Raw genomic sequence first — 26,271 nt, 5'->3', positions numbered from 1 at the left:
AGGTCCTACGCTGGTTAACCGCGCTGCCAAATGGTCGCCAGCGCCGTCTGCCGAGTGAGGAATGACTGCCGTCATGTCGATTGCCCCCCGCCCCCCCAGCCCGGCGTTCGCGTACACCGATCTGCTGCCCCTGGGCGAGGACACCACCCCCTACCGGCTGGTGACGGCCGAGGGCGTCTCCACCTTCGAGGCGGACGGCCGTACGTTCCTCAAGGTCGAGCCCGAGGCGCTGCGGGCGCTCGCCGAAGAGGCGATCCACGACATCCAGCACTTCCTGCGCCCCGCGCACCTGGCCCAGCTCCGCCGGATCATCGACGACCCGGAGGCGAGCGCGAACGACAAGTTCGTGGCGCTGGACCTGCTGAAGAACGCGAACATCGCGGCGGCCGGCGTCCTGCCGATGTGCCAGGACACGGGCACGGCGATCGTCATGGGCAAGCGCGGCCAGAACGTGCTGACCGAGGGCGGTGACGAGGCGGCGCTCTCCCGCGGCATCTTCGACGCCTACACCCGGCTGAACCTGCGCTACTCGCAGATGGCCCCGCTCACCATGTGGGAGGAGAAGAACACCGGCTCGAACCTGCCCGCGCAGATCGAGCTGTACGCGACGGACGGCGGCGCGTACAAGTTCCTCTTCATGGCCAAGGGCGGCGGCTCGGCCAACAAGTCCTTCCTCTACCAGGAGACGAAGGCGGTCCTCAACGAGGCCTCCATGATGAAGTTCCTGGAGGAGAAGATCCGTTCGCTCGGCACGGCGGCCTGCCCGCCCTACCACCTGGCGATCGTGGTCGGCGGCACCTCGGCGGAGCACGCCCTGAAGACGGCCAAGTACGCCTCCGCGCACTACCTGGACGAACTGCCGCGCGAGGGGTCCGCGCTGGGCCACGGCTTCCGCGACGAGGCCCTCGAACAGCAGGTCTTCGAGCTGACCCAGAAGATCGGCATCGGCGCGCAGTTCGGCGGCAAGTACTTCTGCCACGACGTGCGCGTGGTGCGTCTGCCGCGCCACGGCGCGTCCCTGCCGGTGGCCATCGCCGTGTCCTGCTCGGCCGACCGCCAGGCCACCGCGAAGATCACCGCCGAGGGCGTGTTCCTGGAGCAGCTGGAGCGGGACCCGGCGCGGTTCCTGCCGGAGACCACGGACGAGCACCTGAACGACGCGGCGGACGTCGTCTCCATCGACCTGAACCGGCCGATGGACGAGATCCTGGCGACCCTGACCGCACACCCGGTCAAGACCCGCCTGAGCCTGACCGGACCCCTGGTCGTGGCCCGCGACATCGCGCACGCCAAGATCAAGGAGCGGCTGGACGCGGGCGAGGGCATGCCGCAGTACCTCAAGGACCACCCGGTGTACTACGCCGGCCCCGCGAAGACGCCCGAGGGCTACGCCTCCGGCTCCTTCGGCCCGACCACGGCCGGCCGCATGGACTCCTACGTCGAGCAGTTCCAGGCGGCGGGCGGCTCCAAGGTCATGCTGGCCAAGGGCAACCGCTCGCAGCAGGTGACGGACGCGTGCGGTGCGCACGGCGGCTTCTACCTCGGCTCGATCGGCGGCCCGGCGGCGCGGCTGGCGCAGGACTGCATCAAGAAGGTCGAGGTCCTGGAGTACGAGGAGCTCGGCATGGAGGCGGTCTGGAAGATCGAGGTCGAGGACTTCCCGGCGTTCATCGTCGTGGACGACAAGGGCAACGACTTCTTCCAGAACCCGGCCCCGGAGCCCACCTTCACCCACATCCCGGTCCGCGGCCCGGGCCTGGCCTGAGGGTTCAGGGGGCGCGCAGCAGGCGGGCTTCCACCGGGGTCGCCGCCAGGCCGGTGCGCCGGGCCGCGCGCAGCTCGGGCAGCGTGAGCCCGTACAGCGCGCGGACCGCCTTCAGCGGGACGCCGTCCGGCCCGCCCGCGGCGAGCCGGACGGTGCCCTCCGCGGCGACGATCCGTTCCCGGACCCGGGGCGGCGGCGGCCCCCAGCCGCCGTCGCAGGCCTGGACCCCCGACGCGGGGCAGTACTGCTGTTCCTCCCAGCGCAGCCGTCCGTACACGACGTGCTGCCACGCCTCGAACCGGCAGGAGGCACAGGGCTCGCAGTGGAGCGTCGTGAAGAGTTCAGCCATTCGGGGAGGATCGCGCACGGTGGCGTACACCGCATCCGGATAACGTCTGCGGCATGACTGAAGCGTTCTTGCGCACCCCCCGTGACGTGCGGGTCATCGCTCATCGCGGGGCCTCGCACGCCTTTCCCGAGCACACCGTCGAGGCCTACCGGCAGGCCATCGCCGACGGGGCGGACGCGCTGGAGTGCGATGTGCGCCTGAGCGCCGACGGGCGGCTGGTGTGCGTGCACGACCGGACGGTGGAGCGGACCTCCGACGGGCGCGGGGTGGTCTCCGCGATGACGTACGAGGAGCTGTCCGCCCTCGACTTCGGCCGGTGGAAGGGCGAGGCGCACCGCGGGGCGGGGGTGCTGCTCTTCGAGGACCTGCTGAAGGAGGCGCTGGCCGCGGACCGGCCCGTGGGGCTCGCCGTCGAGACCAAGCACCCCACCCGGGCGGGCGGCCGGCTGGAGGCCGAGCTGGTGCGGATGCTGCGGGAGAACGGGCTGGCCGACGGGGCGTCGGGGCGCGTCGAGGTGATGAGCTTCTCGCGGACGGCGCTGACCCGGCTGCACCGGCTCGCGCCCGGACTGCCGGCGGTGTACCTGATGGAGCGCCGGCTGCGGCCGCCGCGCCCGCCGTTCGCCGCGCACGCGGGTCCGGGCATCGAGCTCGTGCGCCAGGACCCGGGTCTGGTGGGGCGGTTGAAAGCCAAGGGGCTGGCGGTGCGGGTGTGGACCGTGGACGAGCCCGAGGACGTGGAGCTGTGCGTCCGTCTCGGCGTGGACGCGCTCATCACGAACCGGCCGCGCGAGGTGCGCGAGGTGCTGCGGGGGATGTGAGCACCCGGCCGGCCGGAACCGGCCGGGTGTGGGGGTCGCGGGGACGGCGGGGTTACGCGAAGCGCTGGGCGGCCGAGCCGTTGCAGGGCTGCAGGCGCAGCTGTTCGTGGGCGGCGGAGAGGGTCAGGCACTGGCCCGCGGCGGAGGCGGGGCGCAGGGTGGCGCCGTCGCGGACGAACTTCTGGTTGGCTCCGCCGTGGCAGTTCCACAGGACCAGCCCGGTGCCGGCCGCGTAGTTCGCGCCGGGGACGTCCAGGCAGCGGTCCTGGGTCAGTTCGGTGTGGACGGCCCCGCGCGCGGGGTCGAACCACCAGCCCTGGTTGCGGCCGCCGTGGCAGTCCCAGCCGACGACCTTGGTGTTGTTGGCGCTGGAGCCGGCGAAGTCGTCGAGGCAGTTGCCGGTCGCCTCGTTCTTCAGCGGCTTGTAGAGGTCGTCCCAGGCGCCGGCCTCCAGGACGGGGGTCCCGGTGCTGGCGGGGTCGGCGCAGGAGGCCTCGCGCAGGCCGGAGTCGTAGAGCTGGGTCAGGCAGGAGGCGAAGGCGCCGTGGCCGCGGTAGTTGGGGTGGAAGGACTGCCGGGCGGTGTTCTCGTCCCACGGGAAGTGGTCCCCGAGGTCGAGGTAGAGCCCGCGGGCCCAGGCGTCCTCCATGCACACCTCGTGGCCCTGGAAGAGCCGGGAGTTGTCCAGGTAGAGGGCGCCGGAGGCACGGGCGGCGGCGCGCATGCCCTTCTCGAAGGTGGGCACCGCGTAGTTGCGGCCCCAGGCGGCGTCGGAGTCGTAGCCGGCGCAGCCCCCGGGGAGCTTGCCGGGGAAGGAGGGGTTGTCGTTGAAGTCGGGTCCGATGGGGCTGGGGTAGCCCATCACGACGAGCTTGTAGTCGGAGTCGGCGTAGCCCGCGTCGCGCATGACCGTCTTGAGGTCGGCGACGGTGGCCTCCACCTTGGGCCGCAGTCCGTCCACGCGGGCCTGCCAGCCGGGCCCGTACTTGGGCTCGCAGGTGCCCTGGCTGAGCACCCAGCGGGTCACGCAGTCGGTCATGACCGGGCCGAACTGGAGGTCGTCGTTGGCCCCGGCGACCAGCAGCACCATCTTGATCTTCGTGTTGCGGGCCTTGATCGCGAGGCTGTCGCTCTGCACCAGCTCGTCGGCGTACTGCTTGCTGCCGCCGATCCGGATGTTGCCGGTGTAGCCGCCGGAGCAGGCCACGTTGAAGGTGAGGTCCGCCGGGATGCCGGTGCGGTGGATCGCCGAGTCCGGCGAGCGGTGGCACTGGTTGGCGGAGGTGTTGGTGGCGGGGTCGTAGTTCCCGACGCCCTCCCCCGAGATCTCGCTGTCGCCGAGCGAGATGAGCCCGGTCTTGCGCTCGCCCATCGGGCGGATCGCCGGGTTCCCGTAGATCCTGGTTGCCTCGGCGGCCCGGACGGCCTCCAGCTCCGGCGAAAGCGGTGTGGCGGCGGCCGCGGCGGCGGGGGCCGCCTGGGCCATGGGGGTGACGGCGGTGACGCCCCCGAGGGCGGCCAGGGCCGCCACGGCCACCGCGAAGGTAGATCTGAATCCCGTTCTCGTACGCGCACGTGCCATGAACGCCTCCCCGATGTCAGTGTTACCCACGGTATTTACTGGCGGGTAGGGGAGTTGGGAACACTTCGAACAAGACAATTGCTCAACTTTTTGAGGAGGCCACGAACATGACCGATGACCGGCGGGCCGAAGGGTTCCGCACCGAGCACGACTCCATGGGCGACGTACGGGTGCCCGCGCACGCCAAATGGCGGGCGCAGACCCAGCGCGCGGTGGAGAACTTCCCGCTCTCCGGCCAGCACCTGGAGCGCGCCCACATCGAGGCCCTGGCCCGCGTCAAGGCGGCCGCCGCCGCGGTGAACGCGGAGCTCGGGGTGCTGGACGCGGACGTCGCCGGGGCGATCCGGGCGGCCGCGGCCGAGGTCGCCGAGGGCCGCTGGGACGCGCACTTCCCCGTCGACGTGTTCCAGACCGGGTCGGGGACCTCGTCCAACATGAACGCCAACGAGGTGATCGCCACCCTGGCCTCCGAGCGGCTCGGCCGCGACGTGCACCCCAACGACCACGTCAACGCCTCGCAGAGCTCCAACGACGTCTTCCCCTCGTCGATCCACATCGCCGCCACCGCCGCCGTCTGCGGCGAGCTGATCCCGGCCCTGGAACACCTCGCCGCCGCCCTGGAGCGCAAGGAGGCCGCGTTCGCCGACGTGGTCAAGGCCGGCCGCACGCACCTGATGGACGCCACCCCCGTCACCCTGGGCCAGGAGTTCGGCGGGTACGCCGCCCAGATCCGCCTCGGCGTCGAACGCCTGCGCGCGGCCCTGCCCCGGCTCGCCGAACTGCCGCTGGGCGGAACCGCGGTCGGCACCGGCATCAACACCCCGCCCGGCTTCTCCGCCGCCGTCATCGCGGAGGTGGCGGCGGCCACCGGGCTGCCGCTGACCGAGGCCCGCAACCACTTCGAGGCCCAGGGCGCCCGGGACGCGCTGGTGGAAACCTCCGGAATGCTCCGTACGATCGCCGTTTCGCTCACCAAGATCTGCAACGATCTGCGCTGGATGGCCTCGGGACCGCGCACCGGATTGGCCGAAATCAATCTGCCGGATCTGCAACCGGGATCCTCGATCATGCCCGGAAAGGTCAATCCGGTCGTGCCCGAGGCCGTCCTGATGATCGCCGCGCAGGTGCTCGGGAACGACACGACGGTCGCCGTGGCGGGCGCCGCGGGCAACTTCGAGCTCAACGTGATGCTCCCGGTGATGGCCAGGAACCTCCTCGAATCCATCCGGCTGCTCGGCAACGGGAGCCGGCTGCTGGCCGACCGCACGGTGGACGGGATCACCGCCAACTCCGAGCGGGCCAGGGAGTACGCCGAATCCTCGCCCTCCGTCGTCACCCCCCTCAACCGCTACATCGGCTACGAGGAGGCCGCCAAGGTCGCCAAGCAGGCCCTCGCCCAGCGCAGGACGATCCGCGAGGTCGTGCTGGAGTCCGGCTACGTCGACCGGGGCGCGCTCACCCTGGAACAACTGGACGAGGCCCTCGACGTCCTGCGGATGACCCGCCCCTGAGGAGCCCCCGCCCAGGGGCCGAAATCCGGTCGTTTACCGTCCCCGCACCCCTCCGTGACCTGCACCGCAGCCGTTTCGCGGGCGGCCGCCCTAAGATCTGCGCATGACAGGTACCCACAGGTCCGGGAGCGGTGCGGGGCCCGGCCCCGCCGAGGGCGGGCACTGGGCGCCCGGGGACCGGATCCTCTGGCGCTACCGCGACCACGCCCCGGGCTCCGGCGGCCGGGTGCACATCGCCCGCCCCGTGACCGTGGTCCGCGACACCGAGGACCTGCTCGCGGTGTGGATGGCCCCGGGCACCGAATGCGTCAAGCCGGTGCTCGCCGACGGCACCCCCGTGCACGAGGAACCGCTCGCCACCCGCTACACCGCGCCGCGCACCACCGCGCGGTCGCGCTGGTTCGGCGCGGGCGTGCTGAAGCTGGCCCGGCCCGGGGAGCCCTGGTCGGTGTGGCTGTTCTGGGAGCGCGGCTGGCACTTCAAGAACTGGTACGTGAACCTGGAGGAGCCGCGCTCGCGCTGGTCCGCGGGAGTGGATTCCGTGGACCACTTCCTCGACATCTCCGTCTACCCGGACCGCAGCTACGCCTGGCGCGACGAGGACGAGTTCGCCCAGGCGCGGCGGATCGGCCTGCTGGACCCGCGACAAGCCGCGCGGGTCGAGGCCGCCGGGCGCTCGGCGGTCCGGCTGATCGAGGGCTGGGGATCGCCCTTCCGCGACGGCTGGCAGGACTGGCGGCCCGATCCGGCCTGGACGGTTCCGGCCCTGCCGGAGGACTGGGACCGCACCCCGGCGCATATGACCTCATGAGACCCTTGATGCGCCCCCGGGGTTCAAACGTAGGATCGTCCTCCGCCGGTCGTGCGCGGGGGGCCTCCTGGCCTCCGTAGCAGCAAATGACCCGTGGCGGCCGGGACTTGACCGGAGGTCGGCGCCGAACGAGAGAGGTAACGAGCGGGACGCGGAAACCGGGGGTGATGGTGCCCCCGCCGCTGAGCGGGTATACCGCGACTGACCGAGTTGAGTGCAGCGCACATCGAGCGCAAACGGACGGAATTCCACGCGTGACGGAGTACCCCACCTCCCAGGAGGGCCCGCAGCCCGTCGTCGCCCCCGGCGGAGGTACGGACGAGCCCGGCCACGGCAAGGCCCCCATCGCGGCCGCCGAGGCCGTACGCACGCATGCACAGACTCAGCCCGCCGACCTCCCGCGCCCCCGCGCGGCCGCCGCCGGCGGACCGCAGGGCCCCCGGAGCTCCGGGCACGGCGCGGCGGACACCGGCCCGGCCGGGGCCCGCACGCGCGACGGCGAGGCCGCGCGCAACGCCGGCCGGCGCGAGGGCGCCGGGACCGGCGACGGCGGACCGCTCCCGCCCGCTCCCGGCGCGCCCGCCGCACAGCTCCCCGCCACCGGCGCCGTTCTCGTACCGGGCTCCGGCTCGGGCGCGGGAGCGGGCGGCGGCGCAACCGGCCCCGGCGAGGTGAGCGTGGCCCGCCGCGAGGGCGACCGGCTGCGCTTCGTCGGCGCGGCCACCCGGCGGATCGCACGCGGCATCGACCTCGACGAGATCGTGCTCGGCCTGTGCCGGGCGACCGTCCCGACCTTCTCGGACGCCATCCTCGTCTACCTGCGCGACCCGCTGCCCGTCGGCGACGAGCGGCCCGTCGGCCCGGTCGTCCTGCGGCTCCGGCGCACCGACCGGCTCCGGCCGATCGACGACCTGGCCCTCGGCGAGGGCGGCGAGGGCACCCCGGCCACGGGGGCCGCCGGCGAGCTCGACTTCAGCCAGTTGCAGCTGGTCGGCCCTCAGGGCGACCTGCCCGCCGCCGAGTTGTGCGAGATCCGCCCCGGCGGGGCCCTCGCCGAGGTGCTGCGCGGCGTACGCCCCGTGTTCGGTTCGGCCGCCGGGGCCCGGGACGCGCTCCCGGAGCTGCTGGGGGCCGAGCACCCGGTGCCGCGCGGCCAGCGGGCCATCCTGGCCCCGCTGCGGGGCCGCCGGCGCGTGATCGGCGCGGCGGTGTTCCTGCGCACCCCGGACCGGGACGCCTTCGAGCAGAACGACCTGCTCGTCGCCGCCCAGCTGGCCACGCACACCGCGCTCGGCATCGACAAGGCGGTGCTCTACGGCCGCGAGGCCTACATCGCCGACGAGCTCCAGCGCACGATGCTGCCCGACAGCCTCCCCCAGCCCACCGGGGTGCGGCTCGCCTCCCGCTACCTGCCCGCCGCCGAGACGGCCCGGGTGGGCGGTGACTGGTACGACGCCATACCGCTGCCCGGCAGCCGGGTCGCGCTCGTCGTCGGCGACGTCATGGGGCACTCCATGACCTCCGCCGCGATCATGGGACAGCTGCGCACCACCGCGCAGACCCTGGCGCAGCTGGACCTGCCGCCCGCCGAGGTGCTGCACCACCTGGACGAGCAGGCGCAGCGGCTCGGCTCCGACCGGATGGCCACCTGCCTGTACGCCGTCTACGACCCGGTCTCGCACCGGATCACCATCGCCAACGCCGGCCACCCGCCGCCGGTGCTGCTGCACCTGGGCGGCCGCGCCGAGGTGCTGCGCGTACCGCCGGGCGCCCCCATCGGCGTCGGCGGCGTGGACTTCGAGGCCGTGGAGCTGGACGCCCCCGCCGGGGCCACCCTGCTGCTGTACACCGACGGCCTGGTGGAGTCCCGGCTGCGGGACGTCTGGACCGGCATCGAGCAGCTGCGCGAGCGTCTGGCGACCACGGCGCAGCTGACGGGGCTGGACCACTCGCCGCCGCTGGAGGCGCTCTGCGACGACGTGCTGGACATGCTGGGCCCGGGCGACCGGGACGACGACATCGCGCTGCTCGCGGCCCGCTTCGAGGGGATCGCGCCCAGCGACGTCGCGTACTGGTTCCTCGACCCGGAGGAGACCGCCCCGGGCCGGGCCCGCCGGTTCGCCCGGCGCGCGCTGACGCGGTGGGGCCTGGAGGAGCTGAGCGACTCGCTGGAACTGCTGGTGAGCGAGGTGGTCACCAATGCCGTCCGGTACGCGGAGCGGCCCGTGACCCTGCGGCTGCTGCGGACGGACGTGCTGCGCTGCGAGGTCGGCGACGACTCCCCGCAGCTGCCGCGCCAGCGCCGGGCCCGGGAGACGGACGAGGGCGGCCGCGGCCTGTTCCTGGTGAACCGGCTGGCGCGCCGCTGGGGTGCCACGCGGCTGAGCAGCGGCAAGGTCGTCTGGTTCGAGCTGCCCCTGCCGGGGTCCCACGACCGCCGCTGACGGCGACCGCAGGCACCGAGCACCACGCACCACCGCCCCGCGGCGTGATCGCCGCGGGGCGGTGGTGCGTACGGGGCCTTGCGGCTACAGGTGCGGGAAGTCCGGCCGCTCGGGCGGGGTCGGCTCCTTGGTGGGGGTCGGGTCCTTCGTCGGCGGCGTGGGGTTCTTCGTCGGCGGCGTCGGGTTCTTCGTCGGCGCCGTCGGGTCCGGCTTGCCGGAGCTGCCGGTCGGGTCCGGGGTGCCCGTGGGGCGGGTGGCGGACGTCGTCGGCGACGGGGTGATCGTCTGGGTCGACGAGGGGGACGGGGAGCGGGTCGGCGCCGGCGGCGTGCCCATCTCGGCGTCCGAGAGGTCGAACTGGCCGGTGCTCTGGCCCTTGAGCGCGGCCAGGGTGTAGGCCTGCCAGATCTGGGCGGGGAAGCTGGATCCGCCCGCACGGCCCTTGCCGGCCGTACCGGTCAGGGTGACCTGGTTGTGCGAGCCCGGGTCCTCGCCGAACATCGCGACGACGGTGACCAGTTCCGGGGTGTAGCCGGTGAACCAGGCGGCCACGTTGGACTCGGTGGTACCGGTCTTGCCCGCGGCGTCGTAGGCGGAGCTGCGGACGGCCTTGCCCGAACCGTCCTCGACCACGCCGGTCAGCACCTTGGTGACGGTGTCGGCGGTCTTGGGCGTCAGGACCTGGGCCCCGATCGGGTTGACGGCCTTGAACTCCGCGTCCGCGTGCTCGGCCTTCTTGACGATGGTCGGGGTGACCTTCTTGCCGTGGTTGCCGAAGGTGGCGTAGACCCCGGCCATTTCGACGGTGTTGGCGCTCATGGTGCCCAGCGACATGGCGGGCCGGTCGGCCGGCCAGCCGTCGCGGTCGGTCATGCCGAGGGAGAGCGCGGTCTGCTTCACCTTCTCCGGCTTGGCGTCGACGATCATCTGCGCGTACACGGAGTTCACGGAGGAGTTGGTGGCCTCCTGGACCGTGAGCATCGGGTCGCCGTAGTTGATGTTGTCCTGGTTCTGCGGGGCGAAGGCGGTCGCGCTGCCGACGACGGGGCGCTTGCTGGTGCCGTCGTAGAGGGCGTTCGGGGTGATCGGCCGGCCGTCCTGGGTCTTCGCGCCGTTCTCCAGGGCGGTGGCCAGCACGACGGGCTTGAAGGTCGAGCCCGGCTGGTAGTCCGTGCGCAGGGCGTTGCTCTCGGCCTTCTCCGTCAGGCCCACGCCGCCGTACATCGCGACGATCGCGCCGGTCTTGGCGTCCACGGAGGTGGCGCCGGCCTGCACGCTCTGGTCCTGCGGGCGTTCCTGGACGTTCTTGCGTTCGAGCTTGGACTCCAGCTCGTCCTGGACGGCCTTCTCCAGCGCGCCCTGCTTCTTCTTGTCGATGTTGAGCGTGATGGTCCAGCCGCCGGCGGTGATGTCGGCGTCCTTGATGCCCTGGCGGCCCAGCTCCGCCTTGGCGGCCTGGACCAGGTAGCCCTTCTGGCCGTCCATGCCCGGCTGGGGCTTGGGCTTGATGGGCTCCTGGAACTTCAGGGTGGCCCGCTTGGCCTGGTCCAGCTTGCCCATCTCGACCATGTTGTCGAGGACGGCGTTGAAGCGGATCATGACCAGCCGCTTGCCGTTGGGACCGGCGGTCGCCCAGTCGTACTGGCTGGGGGCCTGGATGACGGCGGCGAGGTAGGCGGCCTGCTCCAGGGTCAGCTTCTCGGCGTCGACGCCGTAGTAGGCCTGGGCGGCGGCCTGGATGCCGTAGGCGTTGCGGCCGTAGAAGTTGGTGTTCAGGTAGCCGGCGAGGATCTCGTTCTTCTCCATGCGCTGGTCGACCTTGACGGAGATCACCAGCTCCCGGAGCTTGCGGGTCGCCGACTGGTCCTGCGTCAGGTAGTAGTTCTTGACGTACTGCTGGGTGATGGTCGAGCCGCCGGCCTTGCCGCGGCCGGTGGCCGTGTTGAAGAGGCCGCGGGCCACACCGACCAGGTCGACGCCGCTGTCCTTGTAGAAGGACTTGTTCTCGATGGCGATGAACGCGGTCCGGACGTCCTCGGGGATCTTGTCGATCGGGAGGATCTCGCGGTTCATCGTGCCCGTGCGGGCCATGACCGAGCCGTCGGCGTACTTGTAGGTGTTGCTCTGGAGCGTGGCGTTCTTGTTCGGGTCCGGCGGGTCCACCGAGAAGTAGAGGATCACCGCTCCGAGGACCAGGAGCAGGATGCCTCCGAGGACGGTCCCCAGGATCGTCTTCCAGTTCAGGAAGCGACGTATGCCGCTGCGCTTCTTCCCGGTCGACCCGCCCGCACGCCCGCGTGGCGCTTTCCGCGCACCGCGCTGCTGCTGCGCCCGTCGCGCCTCTGCTCGGCCCATCGCTCCCGCTCCGCTCGATTACCCCCCCGACGTCAGCTCAGAAAACTAACACCGCAGGCTGTGACAAAGGTTGGCTAACCCTGATCAATACCGGTCAATTCGGACGTGAGAATCAGCACCCACGCCAATGGAACCGACGCTCATGAGACCCGATGGGTTGCGGTTAACGCAAAAAGTGATATCACTTTGATAGGCGCTCCGGCCGGCCACGGCCGGACGCCCCACACCAAACGGGGGTATTCCATGACAACGCCGGTGGACAAGCAGCCGAGCGAAGTACGGGAGTTCACGGCGCGCAGCGTCGGCGGCGGGCTGGCCCTGCTGCTCGGACTGGCCGGGACGGTGGCGGGCGCGGGGCTGATCGCCCTCGGCGCCGGGTCCGCCTCGGCGGGCACCAAGGGGGCCCTGATCGCGCTGGGCGTCCTGCTCGTCCTCGCCTCGGTGATCGCGATGAGCGGACTGAACACGGTCGCCCCGGGCGAGGCCCGCGTGGTCCAGCTCTTCGGCCGCTACCGGGGCACGATCCGCACCGACGGACTGCGCTGGGTGAACCCGCTGACCTCCCGCGAGAAGATCTCCACCCGGGTGCGCAACCACGAGACGGCCGTACTGAAGGTCAACGACGCGTACGGCAACCCGATCGAGCTGGCGGCGGTCGTGGTCTGGCGGGTCTCGGACACCGCGCGGGCGGTCTTCGAGGTCGAGGACTTCACGGAGTTCGTGGAGACGCAGACCGAAACGGCCGTGCGGCACATCGCGATCGAATACCCCTACGACGCCCACGAGGAGGGCGGGCTCTCGCTGCGCGGCAACGCCGAGGAGATCACCGAGAAGCTCGCTCTGGAGCTCGCCAGCCGGGTCGAGACGGCGGGCGTGCAGATCATCGAGTCCCGCTTCACGCATCTCGCGTACGCTCCGGAGATCGCCTCCGCGATGCTCCAGCGCCAGCAGGCCGGCGCGGTCGTGGCGGCCCGCAAGCAGATCGTCGAGGGCGCGGTCGGCATGGTGGAACTGGCCCTGACCCGACTGGCCGAGGAGGACATCGTGGACCTGGACCCGGAGCGCAAGGCCTCCATGGTCTCGAACCTGATGGTGATCCTCTGCGGCGACCGCGCCGCCCAGCCGGTCATCAACACGGGCACCCTCTACCAGTGAGCCCCGGCGGCGAGGACGCGGAGGCCGACCGGGCGGCCCCCCGGGCGGCGCGGCAGCCGCGCAAGCAGGTGCTGCTGCGCCTGGACCCCCAGGTCTACGACGCGCTCGCCCGCTGGGCCGGCGAGGAGCTGCGCAGCGCCAACGCGCAGATCGAGTTCCTCCTGCGCCGGGCCCTGTCGGAGACGGGCCGCCTCCCGGGCGGGGCCGCCCCCATCCCGCCGCGCGGCCGTCCGCGCACCGGCCAGCCGGACGCCTGAGCCCCCGCCGGGCCCGCGCACGCCCGCCCGCCGGGCCCGGACACCCGCCCGCACGCCCACCCGCCCGGCCCGTACGCACGACCGCCCGGCCCGTGCGCCCGCCCGCCGAGCCCGGGCCCACAACCCCGCACACCCGCCCGCCCGACCCGCACGACCGCCCGGCCCGTGCGCCCACCCGCCCGGCCCGCACGACCGGCCCGCACGACCGCCCGGCCCGCCCGACCCGCACGCACGACCGCCCGGCCCGTGCGCCCGCACGCACGCAGGACCGCCCGGCCCCTGCGGCCACCCGGCCCGGGCACACGCCCTGCCCGCCCGCACGCACGCACGACCGCCCGGCCCGGGCACACGCCCCCGCCCGGGGAGGCCGCACGCCTCCCCGGGCTCGCGCATGCCCGCCGCAGGCGGCCCGCACCGCGTCCAGCGCCTCTATACATCGAGCGTATACACCGCGTGTATAGTCCTGGCCATGTCCATCGGTCACACCCTCCTCGGCCTCCTGGAGGCCGGCCCGCGCCACGGCTACGACCTCAAGCGCGCCTTCGACGAGAAGTTCGGCCACGACCGCCCCCTCGCCTACGGGCAGGTCTACTCGACCATGTCCCGGCTCCTGAAGAACGGCCTCGTCGAGGTCGACGGCCTGGAGAGCGGCGGCGGCCCCGAACGCAAGCGGTACGCCATCACCGACGCCGGGATCACCGACGTCGGGGCCTGGCTCGCCCAGCCCGAGAAGCCCGAGCCCTACCTCCAGACCACCCTCTACACCAAGGTCGTCCTCGCACTGCTCACCGGCCGCAGCGCCGACGAGCTCCTGGACACCCAGCGCGCCGAGCACCTGCGGCTGATGCGCATCCTCACCCAGCGCAAGCGCAAGGGCGACCTCGCCGACCAGCTGGTCTGCGACCACGCCCTGTTCCACCTGGAGGCCGACCTCCGATGGCTGGAACTGACCGCCGCCCGCCTCGACCAGCTCGCCCGGGAGGTACGCCGATGACCCCGGCCGGAACCCTGCTCAGCGCCACCGGCCTGCACAAGGCCTACGGACCCACCAAGGCGCTCGACGGCGCCGGGTTCTCCATCCACCCCGGCGAGGTCGTCGCCGTCATGGGCCCCTCCGGCTCCGGCAAGTCGACCCTGCTGCACTGTCTCGCCGGGATCGTCCCGCCCGACTCCGGCACCATCACCTACTCCGGCCGCGAGCTCTCCGCCATGAACGACGCCGAGCGCAGCGCCCTGCGCCGCAGCGAGTTCGGCTTCGTCTTCCAGTTCGGCCAGCTCGTCCCCGAACTGACCTGCGTGGAGAACGTCGCGCTGCCCCTGCGGCTGACCGGCGTCAAGCGCAAGCAGGCCGAGCGCGAGGCACTGGAATGGATGGAACGCCTCCAGGTCGAGGACCTCGGCGCCAAGCGCCCCGGCGAGGTCAGCGGCGGCCAGGGCCAGCGCGTCGCCGTGGCCCGGGCCCTGGTCACCCGGCCCCGGGTGATCTTCGCCGACGAGCCCACCGGCGCCCTGGACTCCCTCAACGGCGAACTGGTGATGCAACTGCTCACCGAGGCCGCCCGCTCCGCGAACGCCGCCGTCGTGCTCGTCACCCACGAGACCCGCGTGGCCGCCTACTCCGACCGCGAGATCGTCGTGCGCGACGGGAAGTCCCGCGACATGGAGCGGATCGTATGAGCTCGGCCACGGTGTGGATCCGCGATCTGGCCATGGGCGTCCGCTTCGCCTTCGGCGGCGGCCGCGAGGGCTGGACGCGCACCGCGCTCACCGCCGCCGGCATCGGCCTGGGCGTCGCGCTCCTGCTGATCAGCACGGCCATCCCGAGCGCCATGGCCGCCCGCGGCGAACGGGGCGAGGCCCGCGTCCCGGTGAGCTCCGGGCAGGAACTGGCGCCCGGCCCGGACACCCTGCTCATGGCCGGGGCCAACATGACCTACCGCAGCCGGGACATCGACGGTCGGCTGGTGCGCGCCGAGGGCCCGCGCGCCCCGCTGCCGCCGGGCCTCTCCGCTCTGCCGAAGCCGGGCGAGATGGCCGTCTCCCCCGCCCTGCGCGAGCTCCTCACCTCCGGCGAACACCCGCTGCTGCAGGAGCGGTTCGACCGCTGGAAGCCCACCCAGACCATCGGTGACGCGGGCCTGACCGGCCCCGGCGACCTGTTCTTCTACGCCGGCTCGGCCGACCTCCACCGGGCGGGCCCGCAGGACTACGCCATCCAGCGGGTCGAGGCCTTCAGCCGGGCGATCGAGAGGCAGCGGCTCGATCCGGTCCTGCTGCTCCTGGTCGTCCTGACCTTCGTCGCCCTGCTGCTGCCGGTGGCCGTGTTCATCGCCACCGCCGTCCGCTTCGGCGGCGAGCGGCGCGACCGGCGGCTCGCCGCCCTGCGCCTGGTGGGCGCCGACAGCCGGATGGTGCGCCGGATCGCCGCGGGCGAGGCGATGGCCGGGGCCGTGGTCGGGCTCGGAGCCGGAGTGCTGTTCTTCCTCGCCGGGCGGACCCTCGTCGGCTCGCTCACCCTGGGCGGGCGCAGCGTCTTCCCCGCCGACCTGGACCCCGCTCCGTGGCTGGCACTGCTGGTCGCCTGCACGGTGCCGGCCGCCGCCGTGGGCGTGACCCTGTTCGCGCTGCGCGGCGTGGTCATCGAACCGCTGGGCGTCGTCCGGACGGCCAAGCCCCGCAGCCGGCGCATCTGGTGGCGGCTGCTGCTGCCGCTCGCCGGACTGGGGCTGCTGGCTCCGCTGATGGGCCGCGGCAACGACCACGGCAACTTCAACCAGTGGCAGGTCGGCGGCGGCGTGGTGCTGTTGCTGATCGGCATCACCGCACTGCTGCCCTGGCTGCTGGAGCGGCTGGCCGGCGCGCTGTCGGGCGGCCCGGTCTCCTGGCAGCTGGCCGTGCGCCGGCTCCAGGTCGACAGCGGCGGGGCCGCGCGGCTGGCCAACGGGATCGCGGTGGCGGTCGCCGGGGCCATCGCCCTCCAGATGACCTTCGCCGGGGCCGAGGGCGGCTACACCAAGGAGACCGGCCAGGACCCGGGGCGCGCCACGATCTCGATCCTGGTGCCCAGCGGCCACGAGGCCGACACCGAATCCGTCGCCCGGCAGGTCGCCGCGGCCCCCGGGATCACCCGGACCGTCCCGGTCACCGGTTTCTCCGCGGCCCGGGTGCCGCAGACCGACGGCGACGACATCACCGTCACCGTCGGCACCTGCGAGGCCCTCGCCGAACTCGCCCGGCTCGACGGCTGCGCGGACGGCGACGCCTTCGCGCTGAACACGGCCGCCGGCGCCCCCGACCCCGCCTCCACGGCCCGGCCGGGAGAGCGCCTCTACGGGGGCAACGTGCACGGCTTCGAGGGGATCGGCGGGAGCGCCCCGCAGGCCCCGGTCGCCTTCACCTTCCCCGCCGGGGCGCGCACCGCGACGCCCCGCCCGGATCCGACCGGCAGCCTGCGCAGCGGGCTGCTGCTGACTCCGTCGGCCGCCCCGAAGGGGCTGGGGTTCGCCCAGAGCTCGCAGATCTACGTCCAGGTCGACGAGAGCCGCCCGGACGGCCTGGACCGGGCCCGTACCGCGGCGTTCAGGGCCGACCCGCTCGCGACCGCGATGACCCTGAAGCGGTCCGGACAGGACGCCAACTTCTCGGCCGTCCGCACCGGTCTGTTCTTCGGCGCCGCCGGGGTCATGATCCTGATCGGCAGCAGCCTGCTGGTCTCGCAGCTGGAACAACTGCGCGAACGCCGCAAGCTGCTGTCGGCCCTGGTCGCCTTCGGGACGAAGCGCTCGACGCTGAGCATGTCGGTGCTGTGGCAGACGGCCCTGCCCATCGGCCTGGGTCTGACGCTGGCCACCGGCATCGGGGTGGCCCTGGGCTCGGTGCTGCTGCGGATGGCGAACCGGCCCGTCCGGATCGACTGGGCCTCGGTGCTGGCGATGACCGGCGTCGGCGGGGGCGTGGTCGCGCTGGTGACCCTGCTCAGCCTGCCGCCGCTGCTGCGCCTGATGCGCCCGGAGGGGCTGCGCACGGAGTGACCCGGCGCCCGCCCCCGCACGCCCGCTCCCGTACGGTCCGCCGCTAGTCGGTGGGCCACACCGGCAGCGGGCGTACGGCTTCGCGCAGGGCGGCGGCGATGGCCCGGAACTCCTCCGCCCTGGCCGTCCCGGTCCGCATGGCCAGGGCGATCCGCCGCGAGGGGGCCGGCTCGGCGAAGCAGCCGGTGGCCAGGTGTTCGTTGCGGGCGGTCTCCAGCCGCAGCGCGGTGCGCGGCAGCAGCGTCACCCCCAGTCCCCCGGCGACCAGCTGGACGAGCGTGGAGAGTCCGGCGGCGGTGGTCGTGACGTCCGCTCCGGCGGCGCGGCCCGCCTCCCGGCAGATGTCCAGGGCCTGGTCGCGCAGGCAGTGCCCCTCGTCGAGCAACAGGAGCTGGAGCTCGCGCAGTTCCTCGCGCGGAATGTCCCGGCGCCCGGCCAGCGGGTGCTCGCGCGGCGCCAGCAGGACGAAGTCCTCGTCGAAGACGGGCAGTTCCGTGACGCCGGGCATGCCCAACGGTACGGCGAGCAGCAGCAGGTCCAGGCGCCCGCCGGACAGCCCCTCCAGCAGCGAGGCCGTCTGCTCCTCGTGCACCTGGAGGTCCATGCGCGGGTAGCGCCGGTGGAAGAGCCCGAGGACGGTCGGCAGCAGGTACGGGGCCACGGTGGGGATCACCCCGAGCCGCAGCACCCCCGTGAAGGGGGCCCGTACCGCCTCGGCCTCCTCCAGCAGGCCGCCCATCGCGTCGAGCACGCCCCGCGCGCGCAGGGCGATCCGCTCGCCCGCCGGCGAGAGCAGCACCTTGCGGGTGGTGCGCTCCAGCAGCCGCACCCCGAGCGCCTCCTCCAGCGCCGAGACGGCTCCGGAGAGCGCGGGCTGGCTCATGCCGATGGCCGCCGCGGCGTCGCGGAAGTGCAGGTGCTCCGCGACCGCCGCGAACGCGCGCAGCTGCGCCAGCGTCGGCTGCCTGGCCTGCCGCGCCTGCTTCGCCTGCTTCACCTGGTGCGGTCCCCTACTACCGACAGCCACTGATAGGTACCTCCGATCACCCGGGATCAGAGTAGCTATTTCCGTAATCAATGCAGCTGTGCCAGCATGTGAGATCCGTCCAACCCCCTTGGAAAGCCCCCAAAAGGGTCACTTTCCTGTCCGCAAGGAGAGCACGTGCTCACTGTCGGTGACAAGTTCCCCAGCTACGATCTGACCGCTTGCGTCTCGCTCGAAGCCGGCAGCGAGTTCGCCCAGATCGACCACAAGACCTACGAGGGCAAGTGGCGCGTGGTGTTCTTCTGGCCGAAGGACTTCACCTTCGTCTGCCCGACCGAGATCGCCGCCTTCGGCAAGCTGAACGACGAGTTCCTCGACCGTGACGCCCAGGTCCTCGGCGTCTCCGGCGACTCGGAGTTCGTCCACCACGCCTGGCGCAAGGACCACGCCGACCTGCGCGACCTGCCCTTCCCGATGCTGGCCGACTCCAAGCACGAGCTCATGCAGGCCTGCGGCGTGCAGGGCGAGGACGGCTTCGCGCAGCGCGCGGTCTTCATCGTCGACCAGAACAACGAGATCCAGTTCACGATGGTGACCGCCGGTTCCGTGGGCCGCAACCCCAAGGAGGTCCTGCGGGTCCTCGACGCCCTGCAGACCGACGAGCTGTGCCCCTGCAACTGGAACAAGGGCGAGGGCACCCTGGACGCCGGCTCCCTGCTGGCCGGTGAGTGACGCATGTCCCTCGACTCCCTCAAGTCCGCCGTCCCGGACTTCGCCAAGGACCTGAAGCTGAACCTCGGTTCGGTCATCGGCAACCAGGACAAGCTCTCGCAGCAGCAGCTGTGGGGCACCGTCCTGTCCTGCGCGATCGCCGCCCGCTCCGCGCGCGTCCTGCGCGAGCTGGAGCCCGAGGCGAAGGCCAACCTGTCGCCGGAGGCGTACACGGCGGCCAAGTCCGCGGCCGCCGTCATGGCGATGAACAACGTCTTCTACCGCACCCGTCACCTGCTCTCCGACCCGGAGTACGGCACGCTGCGCGCGGGTCTGCGGATGAACGTCATCGGCAACCCCGGTGTGGACAAGGTCGACTTCGAGCTGTGGTCGCTCGCGGTCTCCGCGGTCAACGGCTGCGGCCAGTGCCTGGACTCGCACGAGCAGGTCCTGCGCAAGGCCGGCGTCGACCGCGAGACGGTCCAGGAGGCCTTCAAGATCGCCTCGGTGATCCAGGCCGTCGCCGTCACCCTCGACGCCGAAGCGGCCCTGGCCGCCGAGTAGTCACCCGTACGGGTCACAGGGCCCCCGCAGCCGCACCGGCCGCGGGGGCCCCGCGCGTTCAGCGGTGCAGCCGGGCCATCAGCTGCCGGACGTCCTCGATCATGGCCACCGCGACGGCGTCCTCGTCCCACTCCCCGTCGCCGAAGGACTGCAGGGCGAGCGTGAAGACCGCCCCGCCGTCGAGCACCTGGAGCTGGGGCGCCGCCACGTGGCGGGTCAGCAGCGCCCGCTCGCCCAGCCCGGGCACCTCCTGCACGTCCGCGGAGCCGCCGGTGCGCATCTCCGGGTCCAGGCCGGTGCCCACCCCGAAGACCGGCTCCGGGTCGTCCAGGCGGTGCAGTTCGACCAGCAGCCGGCCCTGGACGGAGCCGCTGCCCTCGCTCCACTCGGTGCCGTACCCGCAGTACGCCCAGTCCAGCGCGGGGCTCTCGGCGTGGGTGGGGCGGCCGGGGTCGAAGGTGCCGAGGAGCTTGCCGAGGGTGGCCAGCGGGGCCTCCTGGCAGAGGTTCCCGGTCTGCCGGTACGCGAGCGGGGGCGCCGATTCGCTGAAACGTTCCTGCACGGCGAGCGTCCCGGCCCACACGGCGGAGGCGGCCAGCGCCCCGCCCAGCGCCCACCACCAACGGCCCCGCGGGCCCCCCTCGCCGGACCGCGCCCGGCGGACCGGCTCCGCGCCCCCCACCCGGTCCCCGGCCCGCCCGGGCGGGTCCCCCACGAGCTCAGGCTCGCTGATCATCCCCGGCCTCCGGACCGGACTCCGGCCCGCCCGCCGGCTCGGCCACCGTCAGGGCCGTGGCCCCGTGCGGCGAGGGACCGGTCCCGACGGGGCCGCCCGGGTGCAGTTCGCGCGCGTGGGCCCGCAGGTATCCGACCACCGTGTTGGTGACGGCGACCAGCGGCACCGCCACCACCGCACCGCCGATGCCGGCGATCAGCCCGCCGGCCGCCACCGACAGCACCACCGCGAGCGGGTGGACCCGTACCGCGCGGCCCAGGATGAAGGGCTGGAGCACGTGCCCCTCGATCTGCTGCACCGCCAGCACCACCACGAGCACCATGAGGGCGATGAACGGCCCCTGCGTCACCAGGGCCACGACCACCGCGAGGGCTCCGGACACCACGGCGCCGACGAGCGGGATGAAGGCGAACAGGAAGATGAACACGGCCAGCGGGACGGCCATCGTCACGTCCAGGAAGTACAGCCCGAGGCCGATGAAGACGGCGTCGATGAGTGCGACGAGCACCGTCCCGCGCACGTACGCGGTCAGCGTGCGCCAGGCGCGCGGGCCGGCGCCGGCCAGGCCCGGGCGGGCGGCGGCCGGGACCAGACCGAGCACCCAGTGCCAGATGCGCTTGCCGTCGTAGAGCAGGAAGAGCGTCGAGAACATCGCGAGCAGCATGCCCGTCAGCACCTCGACGAGTACCGTCACGCCCTGGAGCCCGGCGGAGGTGATCTCCTCGGTGTTGGTGCCGATCGTCTCGCTGAGGTTCTTCGCGATGTCGTTGATCTGCTTCTCGGTCACGTGGAACGGACTGTCCAGTGCCCAGGTCTTCAGCTCGTTGATGCCCTCGCGCAGCCGGTTGGAGAGGTCGTCGAGGTTCTCCATCACCTGCCAGACCACGAACCAGCCCACGAGTCCGATGACGACGAAGCCGAGGATCGCGGTGACGGCGGTGGCCAGTCCGCGCGGCAGCCCGAGCCGGCGCAGCCGGACCACGAAGGGCTGGAGCAGGGCGGTCACCAGCAGGGCGGCGGCGAAGGCGAGGACGACCAGGCGCACTTCGCTGATCACCTTCATCAGCACCCAGAGCATCCCGGCCAGGAGCAGCAGCCGCCAGCTGGCCTCCGCGGCGACGCGCATGCCCCACGGGATGACGGTCACCGGATCGGGCCGTACGGGCGCCGCCGGGCGGGCGGGCGCCGGCAGCGGGACCCGCTCCTCGGCGACGGCGACGACGGGGTCCGCGGGGGCTCCGGCGGCCTCCGCCTCGACCTCGGCCCGCCGTTCGTCGAGGCGGGCCTCCATCCGGCTCAGCCTGTTGCCGAGCCGGCCGAGCCAGCCTGCCCTCTTCGCCATGTCGTTCCCTTTCCCCCGCCGTACGGTCGCCTCGCACGACCGTACACGCGAGGAGCCCCCCACCGCGGAACGGTGGGGGGCTCCTCGGAGCCGCAGCGGCCCGGGGCCGCTTCGGTACCGCTAGTACCAGCCGTTGGCCTGGTGGAAGCTCCAGGCGCTGCACGGGCTGCCGTAGCGCTCGTTCATGTAGCCCAGGCCCCACTTGATCTGCGTGGCCGGGTTGGTGCGCCAGTCCGAGCCGGCCGAGGCCATCTTGGAACCGGGGAGCGCCTGGACCAGGCCGTAGGCGCCCGAAGAGGAGTTGACCGCCTGGTAGTTCCAGGTGGATTCCTCGTTGATGATGTTGGAGAAGCACTGGAACTGGCCCGACGGGACCAGCTGCTGCGCGATGGCCTTGACCTGGGAGACCGTGTAGGAACCCTGGAGGGGGAAGTCACCGGCATCGCGGGAGGCGGACCGGCTGGCGACCTGGTCCTTCTCGTCGCGCTCCTTCTTCGCCTTGGCGTCGGCCTCGTCCTTCTTGGCCTTCTCCGCCTTCTCGGCGTCGGCCTTCTTGGACTTGGCGTCCTCGGCGGCCTGGATGCGCGCCGATTCCTCCGCCGAACGCTTGGCGTCGGTGTCGGCGGCGTGGGCGATGGCGTCGGCCTGCTGCGTCAGGGACGCGCTCTGGACCTGGGCCTGCTCGCCGACCGGAATCTCGGTGAGCAGACTCGCACCGGACGCGGTGGTCTCGAGGTCGTTCGAGGAGGCGGCGTCGCCAGTGGCGACGCCGACGACTGCGCCGACGGTGGTGACCGCGGTGGCCGAAGCCACTGCGAACCCCCGGACCGAAATCCGGCTCACACGGTGTCCTTCCAGCAGCGTCCGCAGTGACCGCGCGGGCGCGAGAGTGCCCCTCGACACTGGTCTCCGGGGAGGTGCGGTCACTGGAGACACGGGCCCGTGGGCAACTCCCCTGCGGGGGCTGCCACGTGAAACCGGGCGGCATACGGACATCGGCTGTGGAGTTGTGGTGCTGCGCGTATCCCAACGGGAGATACAGGTGTGCCGTATGCGGGGCCTGACGGAAAACAGACTCTGCCGGACCCCGACGCCGCAGGGCAATTCCACGTTGCGTGGGAAAGGTCACACCTGGTGCGACGGCGTTGTTTTCGGCAAACCCCTGTGCAGCACGACGCCGCCCGGCTAGGCTCCTGGGCCTTTGCCGGGCGGCGCCAACTCACCTTCCCGCTATGGGGTTTTTGACCCTTTCGGGCCCGGTGGGCGATCGGTGCCGGTCAGAGCGTTTCGAGCATTTCGGTGACCAGCGCGGCGATCGGGGAGCGCTCGGAGCGCGTCAGCGTGACGTGGGCGAAGAGCGGATGCCCCTTCAGCTTCTCAACGACGGCGACCACTCCGTCGTACCGGCCGACGCGCAGGTTGTCCCGCTGGGCCACGTCGTGGGTGAGGACCACCCGCGAGTTGGCCCCGATCCGGGACAGGACGGTCAGCAGGACGTTGCGCTCCAGCGACTGGGCCTCGTCCACGATCACGAAGGCGTCGTGCAGCGAACGTCCGCGGATGTGCGTGAGCGGCAGGACCTCCAGCATCCCGCGGCCCAGCACCTCCTCGATGACCTCGCGCCCGGCCACCGCCGAGAGGGTGTCGAAGACCGCCTGCGCCCAGGGGCTCATCTTCTCGGCGGCGTCGCCCGGCAGGTAGCCGAGGTCCTGGCCGCCCACCGCGTACAGCGGCCGGAAGACCATCACCTTCTGGTGCTGCCTGCGCTCCAGGACCGCCTCCAGGCCCGCGCACAGGGCCAGCGCCGACTTTCCGGTGCCCGCCCGGCCGCCCATCGAGAGGATCCCGATGTCCGGGTCGAGCAGCAGGTCGAGGGCGATGCGCTGCTCCGCGCTGCGGCCGTGCAGCCCGAAGGCCTCGCGGTCGCCCTTCACGAGCCGCACGTTCCCGTCGGCGGTGACCCGGCCCAGGGCCTTGCCGCGCTCGGACTGGATGACCAGTCCGGTGTGCACGGGCAGTTCCGCCGCCTCCGGTACGTAGAGGCGCTCCTCGGAGTAGAGGAGGTCCACCTGCTCCCCGGAGAGGGAGAGCTCGCTCATGCCGGTCCAGCCGGCACCGGTGATCGCGAGCTCCGCGCGGTACTCCTCCGCCAGCAGCCCCACGGAGGAGGCCTTGATGCGCAGGGGGAGGTCCTTCGACACGACCGTGACGTCGTAGCCCTCGGCCTGGAGGTTGCGGGCCACCGCGAGGATCCGCGAGTCGTTGTCCCCCAGCCGGAAGCCGGCGGGCAGGACGCCCGGGTCGGAGTGGTTGAGCTCGACGCGCAGCGTGCCACCCAGTTCGCCCAGCGGGATGGGGGCGTCGAGGCGACCGTAGCGGACCCGGAAGTCGTCGAGCAGGCGCAGGGCCTGGCGCGCGAAGTAACCGAGTTCGGGATGGTGCCTCTTTGCCTCCAGCTCGGTGATCACCACGATCGGGAGCACGACCTCGTGCTCGTCGAAGCGGGAGAACGCGTTGGGGTCTGCCAGCAGGACGCTGGTGTCGAGGACGTAGGTCCGCCTGTCGGGCAGGCGGCGCTTTGTGCTGGTCACCACGGAAGGACGTACCCCCTCGGAAGAGGTCGGGCCATGAAGACCGGACCGGTCATCGGCACCCATGCCAGGGCCGAATTCCGGCCCTCCAATCCGTCCGTGCGAACCGCACGCGCGTCCTGGTGCAAAGGGCCTCCCGGGCGGACGGCCCTGTGCCGTCCGCTGAGATTCGACACCCGTGGATCGGGCGTCGACCTGCCAGGGTTATGCCCTCGAACAAGCGCGGCCATGCCATGGCATATGACGGACGCTCGGTGAATCCCTGGTGAAGGCTTCGCGAGGGCGCGGGAGGGGTGCGGGAGGGGCGGAGGGGGCGTCGGTGCCCGGGGATCAGGTGCCGTAGCGCCGGTGCCGGGCCTCGTAGTCGCGCAGGGCGCGGAGGAAGTCGACCTTGCGGAAGGCCGGCCAGAAGACCTCGCAGAAGTAGTACTCGGAGTGCGCGCTCTGCCACAGCATGAATCCGGACAGCCGCTGCTCGCCGCTGGTCCGGATCACCAGGTCGGGGTCGGGCTGGCCGCGGGTGTAGAGGTGCTCCGCGATGTGGTCGATGTCCAGGACCTCGGCGAGCTCCTCGAAGGAGGTCCCCTTCTCGGCGTGCTCCAGGAGCAGCGAGCGGACCGCGTCCGCGATCTCCTGGCGGCCGCCGTAGCCCACGGCCACGTTGACCAGTATCCCGTCGACGTCGTGCGTGGCCTGCTCGGCCTCCTTCAGCACGGTCTGGGTCCGCGTGGGCAGGATGTCCAGGTTGCCGACGTGGTGGACGCGCCAGCGACCGTCCTCGGCGAGGCCCCGGACGGTGTTCTCGATGATGTTCAGCAGGGGCCTGAGCTCGACCTCCGGCCGGTCCAGGTTGTCCGTGGAGAGCATCCACAGCGTGACGACCTCGACGTCCGTCTCGGTGCACCAGCCGAGCATCTCGGAGATCTTGTCGGCGCCGGCCTGGTGGCCCTGCTCCGTGGTGCCTCCGGACGCCTTGGCCCAGCGCCGGTTCCCGTCCAGGATGACGCCGATGTGCTTGGGCGACGCGTCATGGTCGAGGCGGCCTTCCACCCGGCGTGCGTAGAGCCTGTACACCAGGTCGCGCAGCTTCACGATCTTCCAGCCCCTCCGTGCAATGCCCCCGTGCGGATTGCGGTCTCCCCCGAGGCCGCCACATTACTGCGCGGCGGGATCCGGTACCCAACTCGGTCGGTCACAAGTCCGTGATAGGGAGGACATCGTGACTGATAACAATCCCTATCGGGCAGAGCCCTCGCGCTACGACTCCATGCAGTACCGGCGCACCGGCCACAGCGGCCTTAAACTTCCGGCCGTCTCCCTCGGCCTCTGGCACAACTTCGGTGACGACAAGTCCCTGGAGTCCCAGCGCGCCATCCTCCGGCGCGCCTTCGACCTCGGCGTGACCCACTTCGACCTGGCCAACAACTACGGCCCGCCCCCCGGCTCCGCCGAGCTCAACTTCGGCAAGCTCTTCGCCCAGGACTTCGCGCCGTACCGCGAGGAGCTGGTGCTCTCCACCAAGGCCGGGTACCTGATGCACCCCGGCCCGTACGGCGAGTGGGGCAGCCGCAAGTACCTCCTCGGCTCGCTCGACGCCTCGCTGAAGCGGATGGGCGTGGACTACGTCGACGTCTTCTACTCGCACCGCTTCGACCCCGAGACCCCGCTGGAGGAGACCATGGGCGCGCTCGCGTCCGCGGTGCAGCAGGGCAAGGCGCTCTACGTCGGCGTCTCCTCGTACACGGCGCAGCAGACGGCCGAGGCGGCGCGGATCCTGCGCGAGATGGGAGTGCGGCCGCTGATCCACCAGCCCTCGTACTCCATGATCAACCGCTGGACGGAGGAGGACGGGCTGCTGGACACCCTGGAGGAGGCCGGCATGGGCTGCATCTCCTTCGCGCCGCTCGCGCAGGGCCTGCTGACCGGCAAGTACCTCAAGGGGATCCCGGAGGGCTCGCGGGCCACCCAGGGCAAGTCCCTCAACCCCGACCTGCTCTCCGAGGACGTGCTGCGCCGCCTGGCCGGCCTGAACGACATCGCCGTGCGGCGCGGGCAGTCGCTGGCCCAGCTGGCCCTGACCTGGGTGCTGCGCGACGAGCGGATGACCTCCGCGCTGATCGGCGCGTCGAGCGTCAGGCAGCTGGAGGAGAACGTGGCCGCGCTGGCCGGCGCACCGCTGTCCGAGGAGGAGCTGAAGGAGATCGACTCCTTCGCCGTCTCCACCCCCGGCACCAACATCTGGGCCCAGCGCGGCTGACCTG

Annotated in this window: 22 protein-coding genes; 13 read left to right on the top strand and 9 right to left on the bottom strand. The window is 72.2% G+C overall.

Annotated features, from left to right (window positions below; genetic code table 11):
- Window positions 1–73 precede the first annotated feature (73 nt).
- Window positions 74–1,765, top strand: a complete 1,692-nt coding sequence (locus ACGFXC_RS35315; RefSeq protein ID WP_393719009.1) for a fumarate hydratase — start codon at window positions 74–76, stop codon at window positions 1,763–1,765.
- A gap of 4 nt (window positions 1,766–1,769) precedes the next feature.
- On the opposite strand, the gene ACGFXC_RS35310 is transcribed toward ACGFXC_RS35315, so the two are convergent.
- Window positions 1,770–2,114 (bottom strand): hypothetical protein, encoded by a 345-nt coding sequence (locus tag ACGFXC_RS35310; RefSeq protein WP_393719008.1) that lies wholly within the window; start codon window positions 2,112–2,114, stop codon window positions 1,770–1,772.
- Between the two features lie 53 nt (window positions 2,115–2,167).
- On the opposite strand from ACGFXC_RS35310, the gene ACGFXC_RS35305 reads away from it, so the two are divergent.
- Window positions 2,168–2,935 carry a glycerophosphodiester phosphodiesterase gene (locus ACGFXC_RS35305; RefSeq protein WP_393719007.1) on the top strand — a complete coding sequence of 256 codons (768 nt, stop codon included), beginning with the start codon at window positions 2,168–2,170 and terminating at the stop codon, window positions 2,933–2,935.
- A 52-nt stretch (window positions 2,936–2,987) separates the two neighbouring features.
- Here ACGFXC_RS35305 and ACGFXC_RS35300 read toward each other — a convergent pair whose 3' ends face one another.
- Window positions 2,988–4,517 carry a ricin-type beta-trefoil lectin domain protein gene (locus ACGFXC_RS35300; RefSeq protein ID WP_393719006.1) on the bottom strand — a complete coding sequence of 510 codons (1,530 nt, stop codon included), beginning with the start codon at window positions 4,515–4,517 and terminating at the stop codon, window positions 2,988–2,990.
- A 107-nt stretch (window positions 4,518–4,624) separates the two neighbouring features.
- Here ACGFXC_RS35300 and ACGFXC_RS35295 point away from each other — a divergent pair, with 107 nt between their 5' ends.
- The 3 genes from ACGFXC_RS35295 (at window position 4,625) to ACGFXC_RS35285 (ending at window position 9,283) form a co-directional block, all read left to right on the top strand.
- Complete coding sequence (locus tag ACGFXC_RS35295) at window positions 4,625–6,028, top strand: class II fumarate hydratase (RefSeq protein ID WP_393719005.1); 1,404 nt, start codon at window positions 4,625–4,627, stop codon at window positions 6,026–6,028.
- Between the two features lie 103 nt (window positions 6,029–6,131).
- A complete protein-coding gene (locus ACGFXC_RS35290; RefSeq protein ID WP_393719004.1) occupies window positions 6,132–6,839 on the top strand; it encodes a DUF402 domain-containing protein in 708 nt (235 codons plus the stop codon).
- 254 nt (window positions 6,840–7,093) lie between these two features.
- Window positions 7,094–9,283 carry a SpoIIE family protein phosphatase gene (locus ACGFXC_RS35285; RefSeq protein ID WP_393719003.1) on the top strand — a complete coding sequence of 730 codons (2,190 nt, stop codon included), beginning with the start codon at window positions 7,094–7,096 and terminating at the stop codon, window positions 9,281–9,283.
- Between the two features lie 84 nt (window positions 9,284–9,367).
- Here ACGFXC_RS35285 and ACGFXC_RS35280 read toward each other — a convergent pair whose 3' ends face one another.
- On the bottom strand, window positions 9,368–11,638 hold the full coding sequence (locus ACGFXC_RS35280; protein ID WP_393719002.1) for a transglycosylase domain-containing protein: 2,271 nt from the start codon (window positions 11,636–11,638) through the stop codon (window positions 9,368–9,370).
- Between the two features lie 243 nt (window positions 11,639–11,881).
- Here ACGFXC_RS35280 and ACGFXC_RS35275 point away from each other — a divergent pair, with 243 nt between their 5' ends.
- The 5 genes from ACGFXC_RS35275 (at window position 11,882) to ACGFXC_RS35255 (ending at window position 17,081) form a co-directional block, all read left to right on the top strand.
- Window positions 11,882–12,793 carry an SPFH domain-containing protein gene (locus ACGFXC_RS35275; RefSeq protein ID WP_393719001.1) on the top strand — a complete coding sequence of 304 codons (912 nt, stop codon included), beginning with the start codon at window positions 11,882–11,884 and terminating at the stop codon, window positions 12,791–12,793.
- The gene (locus ACGFXC_RS35270) at window positions 12,790–13,050 is read left to right on the top strand and encodes a hypothetical protein (RefSeq protein WP_393719000.1); all 261 of its coding nucleotides are present in this window, start codon (window positions 12,790–12,792) and stop codon (window positions 13,048–13,050) included. Before ACGFXC_RS35275 ends, ACGFXC_RS35270 begins: the two co-directional genes overlap by 4 nt.
- A 469-nt stretch (window positions 13,051–13,519) precedes the next feature.
- Complete coding sequence (locus ACGFXC_RS35265; protein ID WP_393718999.1) at window positions 13,520–14,044, top strand: PadR family transcriptional regulator; 525 nt, start codon at window positions 13,520–13,522, stop codon at window positions 14,042–14,044.
- Window positions 14,041–14,727, top strand: a complete 687-nt coding sequence (locus ACGFXC_RS35260; protein ID WP_393718998.1) for an ABC transporter ATP-binding protein — start codon at window positions 14,041–14,043, stop codon at window positions 14,725–14,727. The genes ACGFXC_RS35265 and ACGFXC_RS35260 overlap by 4 nt, the downstream gene beginning before the upstream one ends.
- Complete coding sequence (locus ACGFXC_RS35255; protein WP_393718997.1) at window positions 14,724–17,081, top strand: FtsX-like permease family protein; 2,358 nt, start codon at window positions 14,724–14,726, stop codon at window positions 17,079–17,081. Before ACGFXC_RS35260 ends, ACGFXC_RS35255 begins: the two co-directional genes overlap by 4 nt.
- Window positions 17,082–17,124: 43 nt before the next feature.
- On the opposite strand, the gene ACGFXC_RS35250 is transcribed toward ACGFXC_RS35255, so the two are convergent.
- Entirely contained in the window at window positions 17,125–18,078 is a 954-nt protein-coding gene (locus ACGFXC_RS35250; protein WP_393718996.1) for a hydrogen peroxide-inducible genes activator, read from the bottom strand.
- Window positions 18,079–18,243: 165 nt separating this feature from the next.
- Here ACGFXC_RS35250 and ACGFXC_RS35245 point away from each other — a divergent pair, with 165 nt between their 5' ends.
- Window positions 18,244–18,798, top strand: coding sequence for a peroxiredoxin (locus ACGFXC_RS35245; protein WP_393718995.1), 555 nt, complete (start codon window positions 18,244–18,246; stop codon window positions 18,796–18,798).
- A 3-nt stretch (window positions 18,799–18,801) separates the two neighbouring features.
- Entirely contained in the window at window positions 18,802–19,341 is a 540-nt protein-coding gene (locus ACGFXC_RS35240; protein ID WP_393718994.1) for an alkyl hydroperoxide reductase, read from the top strand.
- 58 nt (window positions 19,342–19,399) lie between these two features.
- On the opposite strand, the gene ACGFXC_RS35235 is transcribed toward ACGFXC_RS35240, so the two are convergent.
- The 5 genes from ACGFXC_RS35235 to ACGFXC_RS35215 form a co-directional block, all read right to left on the bottom strand.
- Window positions 19,400–20,077 (bottom strand): hypothetical protein, encoded by a 678-nt coding sequence (locus ACGFXC_RS35235; protein WP_393718993.1) that lies wholly within the window; start codon window positions 20,075–20,077, stop codon window positions 19,400–19,402.
- Window positions 20,061–21,419, bottom strand: coding sequence for an AI-2E family transporter (locus tag ACGFXC_RS35230; RefSeq protein ID WP_393718992.1), 1,359 nt, complete (start codon window positions 21,417–21,419; stop codon window positions 20,061–20,063). The genes ACGFXC_RS35235 and ACGFXC_RS35230 overlap by 17 nt, the downstream gene beginning before the upstream one ends.
- Before the next feature lie 120 nt (window positions 21,420–21,539).
- A complete protein-coding gene (locus tag ACGFXC_RS35225; RefSeq protein WP_393719020.1) occupies window positions 21,540–22,280 on the bottom strand; it encodes a transglycosylase SLT domain-containing protein in 741 nt (246 codons plus the stop codon).
- 416 nt (window positions 22,281–22,696) lie between these two features.
- A complete protein-coding gene (locus ACGFXC_RS35220) occupies window positions 22,697–24,013 on the bottom strand; it encodes a PhoH family protein (RefSeq protein WP_393718991.1) in 1,317 nt (438 codons plus the stop codon).
- A gap of 327 nt (window positions 24,014–24,340) precedes the next feature.
- Window positions 24,341–25,102, bottom strand: coding sequence for an isoprenyl transferase (locus ACGFXC_RS35215; RefSeq protein ID WP_351820264.1), 762 nt, complete (start codon window positions 25,100–25,102; stop codon window positions 24,341–24,343).
- 127 nt (window positions 25,103–25,229) lie between these two features.
- Here ACGFXC_RS35215 and mgrA point away from each other — a divergent pair, with 127 nt between their 5' ends.
- Window positions 25,230–26,267: an L-glyceraldehyde 3-phosphate reductase gene (mgrA, locus tag ACGFXC_RS35210; protein WP_393718990.1), complete on the top strand. Its 1,038-nt coding sequence runs from the start codon at window positions 25,230–25,232 to the stop codon at window positions 26,265–26,267.
- The last annotated feature ends 4 nt before the right edge of the window (window positions 26,268–26,271 follow it).

Origin of the sequence: Streptomyces sp. NPDC048507 (assembly GCF_043199995.1) — a bacterium.
Lineage (GTDB): Bacteria > Actinomycetota > Actinomycetes > Streptomycetales > Streptomycetaceae > Streptomyces.
Note: the sequence above shows the minus strand (reverse complement) of the source record. Positions and strands in the feature narration are given on the sequence as shown.

What these genes read in the sequence shown, in the direction of transcription:
- ACGFXC_RS35315 (WP_393719009.1), top strand. Translation starts at nt 74, where the DNA reads ATGTCGATTGCCCCCCGCCCCCCCAGCCCGGCGTTCGCGTACACCGAT.
- ACGFXC_RS35310 (WP_393719008.1), bottom strand. Translation starts at nt 2,114, where the DNA reads ATGGCTGAACTCTTCACGACGCTCCACTGCGAGCCCTGTGCCTCCTGC.
- ACGFXC_RS35305 (WP_393719007.1), top strand. Translation starts at nt 2,168, where the DNA reads ATGACTGAAGCGTTCTTGCGCACCCCCCGTGACGTGCGGGTCATCGCT.
- ACGFXC_RS35300 (WP_393719006.1), bottom strand. Translation starts at nt 4,517, where the DNA reads ATGGCACGTGCGCGTACGAGAACGGGATTCAGATCTACCTTCGCGGTG.
- ACGFXC_RS35295 (WP_393719005.1), top strand. Translation starts at nt 4,625, where the DNA reads ATGACCGATGACCGGCGGGCCGAAGGGTTCCGCACCGAGCACGACTCC.
- ACGFXC_RS35290 (WP_393719004.1), top strand. Translation starts at nt 6,132, where the DNA reads ATGACAGGTACCCACAGGTCCGGGAGCGGTGCGGGGCCCGGCCCCGCC.
- ACGFXC_RS35280 (WP_393719002.1), bottom strand. Translation starts at nt 11,638, where the DNA reads ATGGGCCGAGCAGAGGCGCGACGGGCGCAGCAGCAGCGCGGTGCGCGG.
- ACGFXC_RS35275 (WP_393719001.1), top strand. Translation starts at nt 11,882, where the DNA reads ATGACAACGCCGGTGGACAAGCAGCCGAGCGAAGTACGGGAGTTCACG.
- ACGFXC_RS35265 (WP_393718999.1), top strand. Translation starts at nt 13,520, where the DNA reads ATGTCCATCGGTCACACCCTCCTCGGCCTCCTGGAGGCCGGCCCGCGC.
- ACGFXC_RS35260 (WP_393718998.1), top strand. Translation starts at nt 14,041, where the DNA reads ATGACCCCGGCCGGAACCCTGCTCAGCGCCACCGGCCTGCACAAGGCC.
- ACGFXC_RS35255 (WP_393718997.1), top strand. Translation starts at nt 14,724, where the DNA reads ATGAGCTCGGCCACGGTGTGGATCCGCGATCTGGCCATGGGCGTCCGC.
- ACGFXC_RS35240 (WP_393718994.1), top strand. Translation starts at nt 18,802, where the DNA reads ATGTCCCTCGACTCCCTCAAGTCCGCCGTCCCGGACTTCGCCAAGGAC.
- ACGFXC_RS35235 (WP_393718993.1), bottom strand. Translation starts at nt 20,077, where the DNA reads ATGATCAGCGAGCCTGAGCTCGTGGGGGACCCGCCCGGGCGGGCCGGG.
- ACGFXC_RS35230 (WP_393718992.1), bottom strand. Translation starts at nt 21,419, where the DNA reads ATGGCGAAGAGGGCAGGCTGGCTCGGCCGGCTCGGCAACAGGCTGAGC.